Source organism: Desulfacinum infernum DSM 9756, from assembly GCF_900129305.1.
Classification (GTDB): Bacteria; Desulfobacterota; Syntrophobacteria; order Syntrophobacterales; family DSM-9756; genus Desulfacinum; species Desulfacinum infernum.
Map to the genome: position 1 here is coordinate 15,108 of NZ_FQVB01000007.1, position 16,448 is coordinate 31,555.

Consider the following 16,448-nt stretch of genomic DNA (forward strand, 5'->3'; position numbering starts at 1 on the left):
CCCGCGCAAGCGGGAGTCCATAAGTTGCCGGAAAGTCTGGATCCCCGCTTCCGCGGGGATGACGAGTGGACGTTGAACGAGGCAAGTTTGCCATTGTCGGACACGCTCCCGGAAGACGGTGCAGCGACGCGCGGAAAGCGATGCGCGTACGGATGCTCCCGTGGAGGCGGACAAACTAACATCTTCAGGAGGAATTCTTCATGGAAGGTTTGGCACACACCATTGAAACATTCGTAGGAAAGTTGGGCTCCTTTGCCTGGGGGCCGGTGATGATCGTCTTCCTGGTGGGAACGGGCCTGGTCTTGTCCCTGGGGACCCGTTTCGTCCAGTTCCGACGTCTTGGTCTCGCCTTCAAGCTGCTCTTTTCCAAACATCATGCAGAAGACGGTGACATCACGCCGTTCCAGGCTCTCATGACCTCGCTTTCCGCCACCATCGGGACGGGCAACATCGCGGGGGTTGCGACCGCCATCGCCGCGGGCGGACCCGGTGCCGTCTTCTGGATGTGGGTGACCGCTTCGGTGGGCGGCGCCAGCAAGCTGGGCGAAGCCGTTCTGGCCGTGAAGTACCGCGTGACCAACGAGAAGGGCGAAAAGTCCGGCGGCCCCATGTACTACATCAAAAACGGCATGCAGGAGCGCTACGGCGGAAACTGGGCCTGGCTCGGATGGGCCTTCGCTCTTTTCGGCTTTATCGCTTCTTTCGGCATCGGCAACATGGTCCAGTCCAATTCCGTGGCCGACGCCGTCCGTTCCACCCTGGGCGTTCCCACCTACATCACGGGCATCGTGCTGGCCGTGGCCACGGCCCTGGTGATCATCGGCGGCATCAAGAGCATCGCCCGGGTGACTTCCAAGATCGTTCCCATCATGGCAGTGGTTTATGTCCTGGGTTCCCTCATCGTGCTGGTGACCAAGGCCTCGCTCATCCCCGAAGCCTTCGGTCTCATCTTTTCCAATGCCTTCACGGGCAAGGCGGTGGGCGGAGGCCTCCTGGGCACGGTCATTCGTTTCGGCGTGGCCCGGGGTGTCTTTTCCAACGAGGCGGGCCTTGGTTCGGCCCCCATCGCCCATGCGGCCTCCAAGATCAACGATCCGGCCGTTCAGGGTCTTATCGCCTCGCTGGGTTCTTTCATTGACACGCTGATCATCTGCTCCATGACGGCGCTGGTGATCCTGGTTTCGGGCCTGGTTCAGTTCACTCCGGAGGGTCTCATGGCCATCGAGGGCGGTCTTTCCGGCGCGGCTCTTTCCAGTGCGGCCTACGGCCAGTCCCTGCCCGGCATCGGTTCCTTCATCGTTTCCTTCGGACTGATCTTCTTCGCCTTCTCCACCATCCTGGGCTGGTACTACTACGGGTCCAAGTGCTTCGAATACATCGCCGGGGTGAAGGCGGTGGAGATCTACAAGTGGATGTGGGTGGTGCTGGTCTTCGTGGGAGCCACCACGTCGCTCAAGTTCGTCTGGAATCTTTCCGACACCTTCAACGGCCTCATGGCCATTCCCAACCTGGTGGCGCTGCTGGCCCTGTGCCCCGTGATCTTCGAGACGGTGCGCCGCTACGAAGCGAAGGAGGCCCGTGATGTGAAGGCGGCCGCCGTGGCCGAGCCGGTCTCCAAGTGATGGAGGCCGGCGGCGATCAGTGCCGCTGGACCATTCGGCGATGGTAGAAGGTGGCTGTGGGGGCGAATCATGATTCGCCCCCACAGCTCGTTGGCAAGGAAAGGCGCCTTCCGGCTTCGTTGACCCGCGCGCCGGGGGGTATCGCTACAGCAGGACATCCACGGCGGTGGAGACGGCCAAGTTCACCACCCCGTTTCTGAATTGTTCGAGCCGGATGGCGCTCAGACCCGCCTCCTTCAAGGCCGCCAATTCCAGAAGGTCTTTCTTGCTTTCCACGAGAAACCGAAACTCTTCCTCCGTCAGGCGTCTCTCGACGAGAAGAGCCGTCCATCTCCGAAGATCTCCCTCCACGTCCCGCAGGAAGCGGTCTCCGCTCTTCAGAGCCTCCTCCCCCCAATCCGCCCAATGCTCGCGGACCATCCGGGTCAACTCGTCCTTCAAGGTCTCCAGGTAACGGTCGAAGTCTGACATCTCGCGATCCTTTCCGTCAGGGGATCCGTTTGATCTTGGCGGCCTCCAGGGTGATCACCTGGTCGAAATGCTGGGCGATCTCGCCCCGAAGCTCCTCCACGAAGACGGGGGACAGGCGCCCGGACTCCTCCCAGCGTCGAAGAGCTCCGAAAATGGAGTGCCCGTCGGGGTCCATGAGGATTTCGTACTGCCGGGCGGTCAGCTCGTTTCGGGGCAGGGACCGCACGTATTCGTAGGCCTTTTTCATGCGGCTCCGAAACCGCTCGACCCGGACCCGATGATCTTCGTAGCTTTCCGTTGCGAGATCCAGCAGTTCCAGGGCCTCCACCTTGAGGGAGGTGGCCTGCACGTAGGCATAGTGATCGTAGGGGGCGATGGCGGAGGCGCAGGCCCCCAGAAACAGCGGGAGGAGCAGGATAAGAACGCGTCTTCTTCGGGAGGGCTTCATGGGGGGGCTCCTTTCTTTCCGTTTCTTCGGGATGGGTTCGGGCCTTGTTGGCCATGTTGCGAACGCCCGCTGCGGGTGTCATGGGTCTCGGAAGGATTCGCCATGGATTCAGCTGGTTCAAGAGCGTGCATCCTCCTTCGACCCGGGGCCCCCGGGTGCCTCCAGGGCCTGGGTCTTTCCAAACAGGTATCCGGCGATGGCGCCGAGCACCCCGATGGAGGCGGTGAGCTGTTCTTCCACGTCCGCCAGAATGACCAGCAGGATGGTGCCGAAGATGACGAAGACAAGCCCGCTGGCCGTGACCATCTGGGCCGGCGAGCAGGCGGGGCGCCGGCACATGAAAACGAGGATCAGGAGCAGCCCCACCATGGCGAAGACGCTGACAAGCAAGGCCTCGTAGAACTTGTACTGTTCCTGGCGCATCCGGTACTCATGGGTGAGCTCATCGGCCCTCTCCAACAGGGCCTGGCCTTCCGGGGACGCCATGAGCCGGGTCCTCAGGGCTTCCTGCGATCCCGCCGTCCGAGGCTCCTGGATCCTGGGTACGTTGGAGAAATCAAAAGAGCGGAGGATGGCCTCCGTTGGATCCGATTCGGACGGCGCGACTTCTTGCGCCCGGGCAACCACAAGACCTGCCGTGAATACCCATGAGGCGATCCATGCAGCGAGGCAAAGCCCGAGGATGAGGAGGCCTCTCCTAAGGTGAGGTGGTCTGGAGAGTGCGGAGGAGGGTTTCATAGTGACGGACCTCTGCGGGAGTTCCCCGCCGTTTGGCCTGTTCCAGCTTGCTGGTCAGGGCGCGGCGAAGATCTTCCCGTTGCTCGGGGGTAAGGCGCAGTGCGTGGTTCCGGAAGTCTTCGTAGACTTGCGGATCCACCTGGGGTTCACGGGGCGACGGGGCCGTGGACGGAGTCGGCAGACTCTGCACGGGCGACTGGCGGTAGGGTCCATGATATTGCTGACTGGGGAGCTGGTAGGGGCGCAGTTCCCCTGCACGGGTCCAGGGAGAAAAGAACATCGGCAAACAAAGGAGGAGGGTACCGATCAAGGTTGCTGCCTTCATGGAAGACTCCGGGGCTCGGACCGAAGGTAAAAGAAAGGGGCCGGAAGCCGATAATGTAGAAGAACCCGAAGATCCGACCAGGTCAAGGTGGAGGCGGGAAGAATGCGGCAAAGGAAACAAAAAAGGGCGGCCGAAGCCGCCCTGACTGACATGATGAATCCGTATCCCCGCGGGTGCGGGGGTGTGCCGGCGGTGGTTGCCGGTAGGGGCGGTTCGCGAACCGCCCCGACACAAAACGGGAAGAACAACCTTTCTAGGCGCCGATTTCCTCTTTGACGCCCACGGCCACCTTGTAGAGGATCGTGAGGATCAGAAATCCGGTGGCCCACACGCCGATGGTGATCCCCAGCTCAGGCACCGTGGGCACGTAGGGGGTCACCTTGTCGAACACGTTGGGGATGAAGCCGGTCACCACCAGACCAACGCCCTTTTCCAGCCACAGACCGAAGAAGACGGCCACGCATGCCACCTTCAGGAGCTTTTCGTTGTTGCGGAACTTGGGGGGAACGAGAAGGACCAGGGCCGTGGCGGAGAGAAGGACCGACAGCCACATGAAGGGCACCAGCTCGCCGTGACCCTCATAGCCCACGAACTGGTAGACGAACCCGTGCATGTGGCCGGGGATCTGGCTGTAGAAGGCCGTGAAGACTTCCAAAAGCAGGAAGAAGACGCTGGTGATCATGGCATAGGTGACGATCTGGGAGAGCTTCTTGATGGCCCCGTCGCCGGGATCGAAATTGGTGCGCTTCTTCAACAGGTAGCAGAGCAGGATGAGAAGCGAGGGGCCGGAGGCGAAGGCCGAAGCGAGAAAGCGGGCGGCCATGATGGCGGTGAGCCAGAAATGGCGACCGGGAAGGCCCGCGTAGAGGAACGCCGTCACGGTGTGAATGGAAACAGCCCAGGGGATGGAGATGTAGATGAGCGGCTTCACCCACTTGGGCGGAGGCACTTCCTTGCGCTCGGCGCTCAGTACGGTCCAGCCGATGACGATGTTCAGGAACAGGTAGCCGTTCAGGACGATCATGTCCCAGAAGAGGATGGAGTTGGGCGTGGGATGGAGCAACACGTTCAGGAGTCGCATGGGCTGGCCCAAGTCCACTACGATGAACAGAAGACACATGGTCACGGCGCTCACCGCCAGGAACTCACCCATGATGGTGATTCGCCCGAAGTCTTTGACGTGGTGCAGGTAGTAGGGGAGCACCACCATGACGGCCGAGGCGGCCACACCGACCAGGAAGGTGAACTGGGCGATGTAGAAGCCCCACGACACGTCCCGGCTCATGCCGGTGATCTTCAACCCTTGGCTCAACTGGAGCATGAAGCAGGCGAAACCGATCCCTGAGAGGACGGCCAAGGCGGCCAGCAGGCTCCAGTACTTCTGACTTCCTTTCAGTGCTTTTTCAAGCATGTCAACCCCTCATCAGATGATGTAGTAGACGTTGGGTCCGGTCCCGAGTGCGATCTTGCGGCGCAGGGTGTACTGGCCGGCCAGGATCTTCCGGACCTCGGACTCCGGATCGGTAATGTCGCCATAGACCAGGGCCTTGGCCTTGCACGCCTCCACGCACGCCGGGGGAAGTCCTTCGGCCAGGCGCTCGGCGCAGAAGTTGCATTTCTCCACGACGCCCTTGCGGCGGGTGGGGAAGGCCTGGTTGATCTGCTGCGGATCCAGGTATTCGCGCGGGTCGCCCCAGTTGAAGCTCCGGGCTCCGTAGGGACATCCCGCCATGCAGTAGCGGCATCCGATGCAGCGGTGGAAGTCCATCAAGACCACGCCGTCTTCCGCCCTCTTGAACGTGGCCTTGGTGGGGCAGACCTGCACGCAGGGCGGGTTGGAGCAGTGGTTGCAAAGGAGGAGGAAGGGGCTCTCCTTCACGTGCTCCGGAGCGTATTCATTGGCCTGGTCGGGGAAGGCGTGCTTGTACTCTTCCAGCCAGATCCACTTGATCTCCCGCTTGGGGTCGGGAATGGTCGGGACGTTGTGGATCTTGTGGCAGGCGTCCATGCAGTCCTTGCACTGACGCTTCTCCTGCTCCTCCCAGCACTTCTTCATATCGACCACCATGGCCCACTGGCCGGCCTGGAGGGCCCGGGGGTCCGGCATGGCCTTGGGGCCCTGTCCCTGGGCGAGCGCCTCGAAGACAGGCAGAGCGCTCAGGCCCAGGACGGATATCCCGCCTATCTTCAGGAATTCGCGACGATCCTTTTCCATCACATATTCTCCTTGGGCTCGAGGTGGCACTCCCAGCAGTAGGGCTTGACTCCGGCGTAGTTGTGGCACTGGTCGCAGAACTTGGTCTTGCTGGCATGGCACTGCATGCAGGAGTTCTGCAGGCTCATCTGGTACTCCTTGCCGTCGGGGCCCACCCAGACCCGGTTGGCTTCACGCACCACCTTGTCCCGCCAATCGTTCAGGAGCACCATGTGCTCGGTCTTCATGAAGGCGGCGTCCATGACACACACCTTTTCCGTCTTCGGCAGCTCGGGCTTGGGAGCCGGCGCCGCCTTCCCCAGGTTGGACCACAGGGGGAAGGTGAAAAGCCCTACAAACAGGATGATTCCTGGAATGATCTTCCCAGAGTCATACATCGTCGTCCTCCTCATCCTCCATGCCCGGCAGCGGCTCGTAGCGGAGATCCGTGGTCCGCTTCTTCTCACCCGTCATGACCAGCGCGTTGCCCACCAATTCGTGCAAGCCCGTGACATCCACGCCCGGGACCCAGTAGTTCATGAGCGGCGGGAGAACGGCGCGGTCGATGGCGCAGATGCAGGCCAGCATGTTGACCCCGTGTTTTTCGTGGACGTAGCGCACGGCGTTGGCCCGTGGGAGGCCGCCCCGCATGCGCATCTCCATGTATTCGTCGGTGTTGAGGCCCGAACCGGAACCGCAGCAGAAGGTCTTTTCGCGGATGGTCCCTTCGGGCATGTCGTAGAAGTGGTTGCACACGTGCTTCAGGATGTAGCGCGGCTCCTCGAAGATCCCCATGGCCCGCGAGGTGTTGCACGAATCGTGGAAGGTCACGATCTTGTTGTCGTTTCGGCTGGGGTCCAGCTTGATCTTGCCGTGCCGGATGAGGTCCGCGGTGAACTCGGCGATGTGCACCATCTTGGTGCTCTTGGCGTTTTCGAAGACCGTGCCCGTGATGGGCGACTTGGGCACCTCCAGGAAGTCGGCCGGACCGTTCATGGTGTCCATGTACTGGTTGATGACGCGCCACATGTGGCCGCACTCGCCGCCCAGGATCCACTTGACCCCCAGGCGCTTGGCTTCGGCGTACATCTTGGCGTTCAGGCGCTTCATCATCTCGTGGGACGTGAAGAGACCGAAGTTGCCGCCTTCCGAAGCGTAAGTGCTCCAGGTGTAGTCCAGGCCGATCTCATGGAAGAGCATCATATAGCCCATGAGGGTGTAGGTGCCCGGGTCGGCGAAGACGTCACCGGAGGGCGTAATAAAGAGAACTTCCGCGCCCTTGCGGTTGAAGGTGGGCTCCACGCGAACCCCCGTCACCTCCTCGATCTCGTCCACGAAGAACTCGATCATGTCCTTGAAGGCGTGGGGCTGGATGCCCAGGTGGTTGCCGTTCATGTAGCAGTTGGCCACGGGGCCGGCGATCCAGTCGATGCCGCAGCCCAGCTCGTTCAGAAGCTCGCGGGCCATCATGGTCACTTCCGCCGTGTCGATGCCGTAGGGGCAGAAGACGGAACAGCGGCGGCATTCGGTGCACTGGTAGTAGTAGTAGAACCACTCCTTCAGAACCCGCTCGGTGAGGGCCCGGGCGCCGGCGTACTTGCTGAAGATCTTGCCGCTTCCGGTAAAATACTTGCGGTAGACGGAGCGGATCAGCTCCGCGCGAAGCACCGGCATGTTCTTGGGGTCGCCGGAGCCGATGTAGTAGTGGCACTTGTCGGCGCAGGCGCCGCAGCGGACGCAGATGTCCATGAAGAGCTTGAAGGATCGGAACTTGTCCAGGCGGTCCTTCATGCCGTTGAGGGTGATGTCCTTCCAATTGTCGGGAAGCTTCCAGTCCTCGTCGGCCGGGTTCCATTCCCGGGGATTGGGAAGGCCCACCACCTCCAGGTTCTTGGGCTTGGCGCCGTAACAGAAGGTGCCCGGACGAAACTCCACCGGTGTTTCCGTCCACGGCGTCTCCGGCGGCCTGTGGCTGACCTTGGCAAGTTCGTCTGCTTTGGGGACCTGAGCCATGTCTACTCCTTCTTCTCGACTGGGAGACCAGCTTCAATCATCTTTTCCCTGAATTCGTCCTCATACTCTTCGTATGTGTGAACCTTGACAGGGTAGTTCCACGGGTTGATGTGGCGGACCATGCGACTGTTGTTGGGCAGGTTCCGCGTGGGGCTGAGGAAGACACCGGCCATGTGCACCAGCTTGCTGAACGGGAAATAGGCAAAGAGCACGCTCACCAGGAACAGATGGATGTAGAAGAGACTGCCGATGCCCTCGGGGACCACCGGGTGGAACGTGGCCAGGCCCATGGTGAGCTCTTTGACGCTCACGATGTCCACCTTGTAGATGTAGCGCATGAGGACGCCTGTTGCCGCAATGGCGAAGATGAGGAAAAGCGGGAAGTAGTCGGACGGCAGCGAAATGTATTTGAGCTGCGGGATGGTCACCCGGCGAAGGAAAAGGAAGGCCACTCCCGCCAAGAGCGCCAGACCGGAGATGTACAGCCTGGGGGCTCCCACTTCGAGAAATCCGTCCACACCTTCCAACAGATGGACCAGGGAGCTGACGGGCTCGGAGAAGAAGCGCAGATGGCGCAGCAACACCACCAGAAAGGAGTAATGAAAGACGATGGCCCCCAGCCAGAGCCACTTGGCGGAGGCGTAGCGGATCTTGGGCCCTTCGTAGAACTCCATCCGGCTGTTGCGGAAAAGCGACCGGAACAGGAGCACTTCCAGGATCATCCGAAGCACCACCCCCTTGTTGTCCCAGGGGTTATCCAGCTTGTCCGGCTTGATCCAGTTGAAGCTCTTTTGCTGGCCACAGGTTGTCGGGATGCGGAAGGGAACCGGAGACCGGGCCCATCGTACCACCCGCGCCACCACACCGATGAAGAAGAGCGCCACGGCCAGATACGGGACGATCACCCCGAAAAAGGAGGTCATCCCGGCCGCCACTCCGATCAGTGGGAGGCATACGAGGATCCCGACGGCGACGAGGGAGAAAATGATGGAACGAGACGCATTCATACCACCCTACCTCACTGTTGGTTGATAATATGGTTTATGATTCCTCCCGGGAGCCCTCGCCCTTGCGCTGGCTCTCCCAAATGGCATTGGCCCGCTCCAGAAGCCGCGCCGTGCGGTTCTTTACTTCTTCCACGCGCAGCTCATAGAGCTTTTCCCGGCATTCCATGTAGATGTTGAAGGCCATAAGGGCCACCTGGTCCACGGCGGCCTCCAGGGTACGAAGGTCCCCGGCCAGCTCCTGCAGCCTCCCGTCGCCTTCCAGACGGGTGCGCACCACTTCCTTGAAGGAAAAAACAAAGGAGACCGCCTGGGCCGGCGTGAAGTCCTGGACGGCGCGCACACGGATGATCCGGTCCAGGAAGGGGGTAATTTTTTCCTGTTCCGCTCCTTCCACCACCTGGGCGAAGACTCCCTGCAGGCCCTCCAGGATGGAGTATCCCACGGGGTTGGCGAAGGGGTCTTTTTCCTTCTTGAGGAAGGCGGCGGTCTCCGCCGGGTAGGAATCCACCACGGCGTGAAACCAGTCCTTGAGGATGGCCTTTTGGTTTTGTCGGAGGTAATCGGTGAGGCTCATGTTGGGTTCGTCCGCGCCAGAGGCCGCTTGGTCCGCTGCGCTCCTCCTTGAACGGCCGGGAGGGCGCACCGGCACTCATCTTGTGAACTATCTCACTATAGACGGATGGAAAAAACGTGTCAAGCGCCGCCGCTCCTGGGCCGACGCCCCTCGAACCTGTGCGCCGGTCCCCTGGCCGGGGGACGCGGCGCAAAGTCGCGGCGATTATAGAGAGGGGGTGATCCTAAGGTCAAGTGTTTTCCAAGGGTTGTGCGGAGGCCGCATTGCGTGAAAAGAGGCGCGAAGTGAGCTGTCGGGGGTGCAAGGGTCCCCGTGCCGAGGCCCCTGGAAGGGGGCAAGGAGGCCGTTGACAGGGAAGTCGGGCTCTTCTATAAGATGACCACCTGGTCATTTTGTGGATACCCCCTGAACCCGAGGCGTCCGCCCATGACGGCCACCGAAAGATTCCAGCGGCTCAAGCCCGAAAAAAAAGAGAAGATCGTCGCCACGGCCATCGACGAGTTCGCCCGCTACGGATTCCGTCAGGCCAGCGTAAACCGCATGGCCCGACTCACCGGCATCGCCAAGGGGTCCCTCTTTCAATACTTCGGCACCAAAGAAGGCCTCTTCCGTTTCATCTTCGACCACGCCGTGGAACTCATCCGCCGAAACCTGCGACGGGTCAAGGCGGAGACGGCGGATCAGGACTTCTTCGAGCGGATCCGTTCCAGCCTCCTGGCGGGAGTCTCCTTTATCCGTAAGCATCCCCACATCTACCAGATCTACCTCAAGATGCTCTTCCAGGAGGATTTTCCCTTCCGGGACGAGTTCCTGCAAAAGATCCGGCTCTTTTCCGCCGAGTACCTCACCCCGCTGGTGGAAAAGGGGATGGCGGACGGGGATCTTCGGCCGGACTTGGACGTCCATCTGGTGGTCTTCACCCTGGACGCCGTGATGGATCGGTTCCTGCAAGCCCATTGTGTGCCCTTCCTGGACGGCAACGCCGGCCTGTTCCAGGCGCCGCCGGAGCGGGTGGAAAAGCAGGTGGGGGACCTGGTGGATTTCCTGCGCCGCGGTCTGGGTGCTGAGCAACCTTCCGGGCGCCGATGATGGAAAAGGAGAGTGGTTCCATGCTTCCTCCGTCCGTTTATGAAAGACTCGGTCTGGCCCGGGTGCGGGAAAAGGTCCTGGCCGGGGAGCGGCTGAACCTGGAAGAGGGACTCCGCCTCTTGGATTGTCCCGATCTTTTGGCGGTGGGGGCCTTGGCGCACCATGTGCGGACACGGCTTCACGGTCCCACCACCTATTACGTGGTGAACCAGCACATCAACTACTCCAACGTCTGCGTCAACGGCTGCCGCTTCTGTGCCTTCGCCCGGGAAAGAGGACGGCCGGGTGCCTTCGAACTGTCGGTGGAGGAGATCCTCCAAAAGGTGCGCGAGCGACTCCACGACCCCATCACGGAGATCCACATCGTGGGCGGGTGCCACCCGGACCTTCGCCTGGAGACCTTTGAACGGCTCCTGAGGGAAATCCGAAGGATCCGGCCCGGCGTGCGGCTCAAGGCCTTTACGGCCGTGGAGATCGACCACTTCGCCAGGCTGGAAGGGATCTCGACCCGGGCCGTCCTGCAAAGGCTCCAGGCGGCGGGGCTGGACATGCTTCCGGGCGGCGGGGCGGAGGTCTTCAGCCCGCGCATCCGACGCCTGCTCTGTCCGGACAAGCTGAGCGGCGACGGGTGGCTTCGGGTGGTTCGGGAGGCCCATGAGCTGGGGATCAAGACCAACGCCACCATGCTCTTCGGCCACAAGGAGACCTTGGAAGAGCGGTTGGAGCATCTGGACGCTCTTCGGCGACTCCAGGACGAGACGGACGGCTTCGTCTGCTTCATCCCGCTTCCCTTCCAGCCCCACAACACGAAGGTGGAGGACGCCCGGGGCACCACGGGTGTGGAGGAGCTCAGGACCATCGCCGTGAGCCGCCTCATGCTCGACAACATCCCCCACATCAAGGCCTACTGGGTTATGCTCACGGTCAAACTGGCCCAGGTGGCCCTGCACTTCGGAGCGGACGATCTGGATGGGACCGTGGTGGAGGAAAAGATCGGGCACATGGCCGGCGCCGAATCGGAACAGGCCCTGACCCGCACGGAACTGGAACGACTTATCCGGGAGGCCGGCTTTGAGCCGGTGGAGCGCGATTGTTTTTTTGAAAAGGTACAAAAGGTACAAGGGGAAATGCTAAAGGCTAAAGGCCAAAGGTGAAAGAGTAAAGGTACAAGGTGCAAGGGGGAAGGAACAAGAGGCGTCGTGGCGACGAATCCGGATTCGCCCCTGTAGAAACCGATGGGCCTCCCAGGGAGGGGCGGGGTTTATCCCCGCCCGCCAAAATCACTGTTTTTCGGGGATCCTTCCATGAAGCTGGATGCGCTGAAAAGACGGGCCGAGGAAGGCGAAAGGCTCACTTTCGAAGAGGCTCGGCTCCTTTACGAACAGGCGGATCTTCACTGGCTGGGCCATGCGGCCGACCGGATGCGGCGCCGGAAACATCCGGAGCATGTGGTCACCTACGTGGTGGACCGCAACATCAACTATTCCAACATCTGTGCCTGCGGGTGCCGGTTTTGCGCCTTTTACCGGCCGCCGGGGCACCCGGAAGGCTACGTGCTGAGCCGCGAGGAGCTGGCTCAAAAGATCGAAGAGACCCTGGCTCTCGGCGGCACCCAGATCCTCATGCAGGGCGGCCACCACCCGGATCTCCCGCTCACCTTCTACGAGGAGATGCTCCGCTTCATCAAGGAGCGCTACCCCATCCACGTGCACGCCTTTTCCCCTCCGGAGATTGTCTACTTCGCCCGGCTGGAAGGAACGGACATTTCCACTGTCATTCGTCGCCTGCGGGCTGCGGGCCTGGATTCCATTCCGGGAGGCGGCGCGGAGATCCTGGTGGATGCGGTGCGCCGCAAGGTGTCACCCAACAAGTGTTCGGCCTCCCAATGGCTGGAGGTGATGGAGGAGGCCCACCGGCAGGGACTCCGCACCACGGCCACCATGATGTTCGGCCACGAGGAGGAGCCCGGGGACCGGCTCCGCCACCTCTTCGCCCTTCGCGATCTCCAGGACCGCACGGGCGGATTCACGGCCTTTATCCCCTGGGCGTTCCAACCACAAAACACGGCCATCCGGCGCGATCCGGAAACGGCGGTGAGTTACTTGAGGCTCCTGGCCCTTTCCCGGCTGGTGCTGGACAACTTCGACAACATTCAGGCCTCCTGGGTGACCATGGGGCCCAAGGTGGCCCAGACCGCCCTCTTTTTCGGGGCCAACGACTTCGGGTCCACCATGATCGAAGAGAACGTGGTGGCGGCGGCCGGGGTTCATTTCCGGCTGTCCGTGGAGGAGATCCATCGGTTGATCCGCGGGGCGGGTTTTGAGCCTCGCCAGCGGACCATGGCCTACGAATACGTGGAAGGCACCGGCGCATGAACCCTTCCGAAACCGTGACGATCCACCGGGCCGACTGGGTCCTTCCCATGACGGCGCCGCCGGTCCAGGACGGGGCCGTGGCGGTTGCCGGAGACCGCATCGCCGCCGTGGGCCCGTGGCGGGAGGTGATCGGCCGGAGGCCTTCCGGGGGCTGTAGGGAGGTGGATCACGGGAGGGCCGCGCTTCTGCCGGGGCTCGTGAACGCCCACACGCACCTGGACTGGAGCCTTTTGCAGGGTCGGATCCCCGACGATCCTCCGGGATTTCCGGCCTGGGTGCGGGGTCTGTTCGCTCAAAGGGAGGCGCTCGACCCGGAGAGCCGTCGGCGGGCGCGGTCTCAGGGAAGGGAAGAGCTGCATGCTTCCGGAACGGCGGTGGCGGCCGATGTGCGCAATCCCCCGCCGGAGGGGGCCGAGGCGCCGCCCCCGGGGGCCTTTCCGGTGGAAGTCCGCTTCGTGGAAGTGCTGGGCTTTCATCTTACCGGGTTGGCGGAGGCGGGCGTTTCCGGGGCCGTCGCGGACGCGCCGGGCCGGTCCGAGGAGGCGGCCTTCCATCCTTTCCGGGTGGAGACCTTGGCGGCCCATTCCCTTTACGCAGCGTCCCCCGAACTCATCCGGGAAGCCAAGGAGTGGACCCGCCGCCGGGGTCTTCCCTTTTCCATCCATGTGGCCGAACATCCGGAAGAGCTGGAATTCGTGCAGCGGGGAACCGGTTTTTGCCGCACCCTGCTGGAGTCCCTGGGGCGCTGGAACCCGCGGTGGCGTCCCTTCGGCGCGAGCCCCGTGGCGGCGCTGGAAGCTTTGGGCGTTCTGGACCGTTCCACCATTCTGGTCCATGCGGTCTACATGGACGATGACGATTGGGATCGGGTGGCCCGCGCGGGGGCGACGGTCTGTTTCTGCCCGAGAAGCAACCGTTTCATCACCGGCGGGCGGCCGAAGCTGAAAGACGCCCTGGCACGGGGGATTCGAGTCTGCCTGGGAACGGACAGCAGGGCCAGCAACGAGGATCTGAACCTGTTCAAGGAAGCAGCCTATGGCCTGACCCTCTGGGGCGGGGTGGGCCCGGAGCGGATTCTTTCTATGATCAGCATCAACGGCGCCAAGGCTTTGGGTGTGGACGGTGCCTGGGGCCGACTGGGTCCGGGAGCGGCCGTTCCTTTCCTTCGCGTGGATCTGGGGGGGGCGGTGTCCCGGGCGCGGGATCTGGCCGAAGGGATCGTGTGTAGGGGGGCCGAAGGACACGTTCAATGGGTGATGAACGAATGGCGAGTCTGAAGCTGGGAAAGATTGCTTTTCTCAATGTGTGGCCCATCTACTTTCCGCTGGAAGAGGGATGGATTCCCCACGATTTTGAGATCGTGGCCCGAAGCCCCGCGGAACTGAACGAACTCATGCGCCGGGGCGAGCTGGACATGAGCGTCGTCTCCTCGGTGGCCTATGCGCGCCATCCCGACCGGATGCAGGTTCTGCCGGGGCTTGCCATCGCCTGCGACGGCCCGGTCCAGAGCGTTCTGCTCCTCAGCCGCCGGCCCGTGGAGGACCTGGACGGTCGGGAAATCCTGCTCACCACCCAGTCGGACACGTCGGTGGTGCTCCTGAAGGTGCTCATGCAGGAACTGCTTAAGTTTCGCCGGGTGCGCTATCGGCGGGGCGTCCTGGGGGAGTGCCTCACCGACGGGGCGCCTCCCACGGCGTTTCTGGCCATCGGCGATGAAGCGCTCATGTATCGCAATCATCCGGACTATCCCCATGTGTGGGATCTGGCCGAGGTGTGGAAGCGCTGGACGGGGCATCCCTTCGTGTTCGCCCTGTGGGTGGCTCGACGGGACCTGCTCCCGGCGGAACGTCGGGAGGTGGAGCGGGCGGTGTGTACCCTGTGGGCCGCCAGAAGTCGGGGGCTGGAAGATCTCCACGTGATCTGCCACGAGGCGGCCCGGGCCGGGATCCTGGACCATGCAGGGCTGGAGTGCTACTACCGCACCTTCACCTTCGATCTCGACAGCCAGACCCTGGCGGGCCTGGAGCTCTTCTTTCGCTACATGGTCAAGATCGGCGACATCCCGCGGATGCCTCCCCTGGATTTCGTGGGGGCAGAGGAGGGCAAGGGAACGGCCATGCGGGAGAAAGCCGAGGAAGGAGGCCGAAGATGGGTGGAAAACGCCTGAGGTTGCGCCGTTTTTTTTCTCGCGGGGACGGTCGTCTGGTCCTCTTTCCCCTGGATCATGGCGTGAGCTGCGGTCCCGTTGCCGGGCTGGAAGAGCTGCACCGGGTGCTGTCCTACGGCGTGCGTGCGGGCGCCGACGGGGTGGTCCTCCACAAGGGAATGATGGCCTGCCTGGAGAAAGTGTCCGGCCCCTTGCCCGGGATCTTCATGCACCTTTCCGCCAGCACCCAACTGGGCCCGGCCTTTCACGGCAAGGTCTTGGTGGGGTCGGTGGAGGAAGCCCTGGGACGTGGGGCGGACGGGGTTTCGGTCCACGTGAATCTGGGCGATGACGCCGAACCGCAGATGCTGCGGGACCTGGGGACTGTGGGGGAAGCCTGTTTCCGGTGGGGCGTGCCTTTGCTGGTGATGATCTATGTGCGGGGTGCCCATGCCCCCAAGCCCGTCACCGACGAGGCCGTCGCCCATGCGGCGCGGGTGGCGGGCGAGCTGGGGGCCGATTTGATCAAGATCCCCGCCCCCAAGGACCCGGAAGTCATGGAACGCATCGCCCGGTGTGTACCGGTTCCCGTGGTCATGGCCGGCGGGGCCAAGGAAGCCGATGAGGCGGTGATCTTGGAGCGGATCCGGACGGGACTCCGCGCCGGGCTGGCCGGGGTGGCCGTCGGTCGGAACGTCTTTCAGCACAGGGATCCGGAAGGTTTTCTCAAGGCCATCGTGGGCCTGGTCCACGAGGGGCTGTCCGCTCAGGAGGCGGCGAGGCCATGGCAATGAAACCCATCCTGGTGGGCCTCACGGGGGCCAGCGGCGCCCCCTATGCCCGGCGCCTCATCCATGTGCTGGCGGAGGCGGGCATTCCCGTGCACCTGGCGGCGTCGGCAGCAGGTCGGCTGGTGTACGGGCTGGAAATCGGCCGGCCCCTGGAGGAAGACCTTCCTCCCGGCGTGCGCCTCTTTGCCGAGGACCAGTTCACCGCTCCCATGGCCAGCGGGTCTTTCCCGTCCCGGGGCATGGTGATTGTTCCGTGCACCATGGCCACCCTGGCGGCCGTGGCCCGGGGCATGGGCAGCAACCTGATCCATCGGGCCGCCGACGTGTGCCTCAAGGAACGGCGTCCCCTCATCGTGGTGCCGCGGGAGACCCCCCTCAACGCCGTGCACCTCAAAAACATGCTGGCCCTGTGTGAAGCCGGAGCGCTCATCCTGCCGCCCATGCCCGGTTTTTACCACCACCCGGAAACCGTTCAGGACCTGGTGGATTTCGTGGTGGCCCGCATCCTGGATCACCTGGGGGTGGAGCACGATCTGGGCGCCCGCTGGCAAGGCCTGCAATGACTTCCGTGCGGAGAGAGAAATCGTCGGCACCCCTGCGGGTGCTGATCCGGTCACGCACACGGAGTGGACCGGCGGGGTTTGATCCGCACCTA

Annotated in this window: 18 protein-coding genes; 8 read left to right on the forward strand and 10 right to left on the reverse strand. The window is 62.8% G+C overall.

What is annotated here, in order from left to right; all coding sequences use genetic code 11:
- The first annotated feature begins 200 nt into the window (after positions 1 to 200).
- Positions 201 to 1,622, forward strand: a complete 1,422-nt coding sequence (locus BUB04_RS03965; protein WP_073037171.1) for an alanine/glycine:cation symporter family protein — start codon at positions 201 to 203, stop codon at positions 1,620 to 1,622.
- A 144-nt stretch (positions 1,623 to 1,766) separates the two neighbouring features.
- Here BUB04_RS03965 and BUB04_RS03970 read toward each other — a convergent pair whose 3' ends face one another.
- The 10 genes from BUB04_RS03970 to BUB04_RS04015 form a co-directional block, all read right to left on the reverse strand.
- Positions 1,767 to 2,093, reverse strand: a complete 327-nt coding sequence (locus BUB04_RS03970; RefSeq protein ID WP_073037173.1) for a hypothetical protein — start codon at positions 2,091 to 2,093, stop codon at positions 1,767 to 1,769.
- Positions 2,094 to 2,109: 16 nt separating this feature from the next.
- A complete protein-coding gene (locus BUB04_RS03975; protein WP_073037175.1) occupies positions 2,110 to 2,541 on the reverse strand; it encodes a hypothetical protein in 432 nt (143 codons plus the stop codon).
- A 117-nt stretch (positions 2,542 to 2,658) separates the two neighbouring features.
- Positions 2,659 to 3,027 carry a hypothetical protein gene (locus tag BUB04_RS03980; protein WP_143156342.1) on the reverse strand — a complete coding sequence of 123 codons (369 nt, stop codon included), beginning with the start codon at positions 3,025 to 3,027 and terminating at the stop codon, positions 2,659 to 2,661.
- Positions 3,028 to 3,238: 211 nt separating this feature from the next.
- Entirely contained in the window at positions 3,239 to 3,604 is a 366-nt protein-coding gene (locus BUB04_RS03985) for a hypothetical protein (RefSeq protein WP_073037179.1), read from the reverse strand.
- A 253-nt stretch (positions 3,605 to 3,857) separates the two neighbouring features.
- Entirely contained in the window at positions 3,858 to 5,015 is a 1,158-nt protein-coding gene (gene dsrP / locus BUB04_RS03990) for a sulfate reduction electron transfer complex DsrMKJOP subunit DsrP (RefSeq protein ID WP_073037180.1), read from the reverse strand.
- Between the two features lie 12 nt (positions 5,016 to 5,027).
- Complete coding sequence (dsrO, locus tag BUB04_RS03995; RefSeq protein WP_073037183.1) at positions 5,028 to 5,819, reverse strand: sulfate reduction electron transfer complex DsrMKJOP subunit DsrO; 792 nt, start codon at positions 5,817 to 5,819, stop codon at positions 5,028 to 5,030.
- Complete coding sequence (gene dsrJ, locus BUB04_RS04000; protein ID WP_073037185.1) at positions 5,819 to 6,196, reverse strand: sulfate reduction electron transfer complex DsrMKJOP subunit DsrJ; 378 nt, start codon at positions 6,194 to 6,196, stop codon at positions 5,819 to 5,821. The genes dsrO and dsrJ overlap by 1 nt, the downstream gene beginning before the upstream one ends.
- Positions 6,189 to 7,811 (reverse strand): sulfate reduction electron transfer complex DsrMKJOP subunit DsrK, encoded by a 1,623-nt coding sequence (gene dsrK / locus BUB04_RS04005; RefSeq protein ID WP_073037187.1) that lies wholly within the window; start codon positions 7,809 to 7,811, stop codon positions 6,189 to 6,191. Before dsrK ends, dsrJ begins: the two co-directional genes overlap by 8 nt.
- Before the next feature lie 2 nt (positions 7,812 to 7,813).
- Entirely contained in the window at positions 7,814 to 8,818 is a 1,005-nt protein-coding gene (dsrM, locus tag BUB04_RS04010) for a sulfate reduction electron transfer complex DsrMKJOP subunit DsrM (RefSeq protein ID WP_073037189.1), read from the reverse strand.
- 34 nt (positions 8,819 to 8,852) lie between these two features.
- On the reverse strand, positions 8,853 to 9,392 hold the full coding sequence (locus BUB04_RS04015; protein WP_073037191.1) for an RsbRD N-terminal domain-containing protein: 540 nt from the start codon (positions 9,390 to 9,392) through the stop codon (positions 8,853 to 8,855).
- 426 nt (positions 9,393 to 9,818) lie between these two features.
- On the opposite strand from BUB04_RS04015, the gene BUB04_RS04020 reads away from it, so the two are divergent.
- The 7 genes from BUB04_RS04020 to BUB04_RS04050 all read left to right on the forward strand — a co-directional run bounded on the left by BUB04_RS04020 (position 9,819) and on the right by BUB04_RS04050 (position 16,356).
- A complete protein-coding gene (locus tag BUB04_RS04020; RefSeq protein ID WP_073037193.1) occupies positions 9,819 to 10,481 on the forward strand; it encodes a TetR/AcrR family transcriptional regulator in 663 nt (220 codons plus the stop codon).
- Between the two features lie 20 nt (positions 10,482 to 10,501).
- Positions 10,502 to 11,635: an aminofutalosine synthase MqnE gene (mqnE, locus tag BUB04_RS04025; RefSeq protein ID WP_073037195.1), complete on the forward strand. Its 1,134-nt coding sequence runs from the start codon at positions 10,502 to 10,504 to the stop codon at positions 11,633 to 11,635.
- A gap of 150 nt (positions 11,636 to 11,785) precedes the next feature.
- Positions 11,786 to 12,856 (forward strand): cyclic dehypoxanthinyl futalosine synthase, encoded by a 1,071-nt coding sequence (gene mqnC / locus BUB04_RS04030; protein ID WP_073037197.1) that lies wholly within the window; start codon positions 11,786 to 11,788, stop codon positions 12,854 to 12,856.
- Positions 12,853 to 14,133: an amidohydrolase family protein gene (locus BUB04_RS04035; RefSeq protein ID WP_073037199.1), complete on the forward strand. Its 1,281-nt coding sequence runs from the start codon at positions 12,853 to 12,855 to the stop codon at positions 14,131 to 14,133. Before mqnC ends, BUB04_RS04035 begins: the two co-directional genes overlap by 4 nt.
- The gene (locus BUB04_RS04040) at positions 14,121 to 15,023 is read left to right on the forward strand and encodes a menaquinone biosynthetic enzyme MqnA/MqnD family protein (protein WP_073037200.1); all 903 of its coding nucleotides are present in this window, start codon (positions 14,121 to 14,123) and stop codon (positions 15,021 to 15,023) included. The genes BUB04_RS04035 and BUB04_RS04040 overlap by 13 nt, the downstream gene beginning before the upstream one ends.
- The gene (locus BUB04_RS04045) at positions 15,005 to 15,796 is read left to right on the forward strand and encodes a 2-amino-3,7-dideoxy-D-threo-hept-6-ulosonate synthase (RefSeq protein WP_073037203.1); all 792 of its coding nucleotides are present in this window, start codon (positions 15,005 to 15,007) and stop codon (positions 15,794 to 15,796) included. The genes BUB04_RS04040 and BUB04_RS04045 overlap by 19 nt, the downstream gene beginning before the upstream one ends.
- Positions 15,787 to 16,356 carry a UbiX family flavin prenyltransferase gene (locus BUB04_RS04050; RefSeq protein WP_084076127.1) on the forward strand — a complete coding sequence of 190 codons (570 nt, stop codon included), beginning with the start codon at positions 15,787 to 15,789 and terminating at the stop codon, positions 16,354 to 16,356. Before BUB04_RS04045 ends, BUB04_RS04050 begins: the two co-directional genes overlap by 10 nt.
- The last annotated feature ends 92 nt before the right edge of the window (positions 16,357 to 16,448 follow it).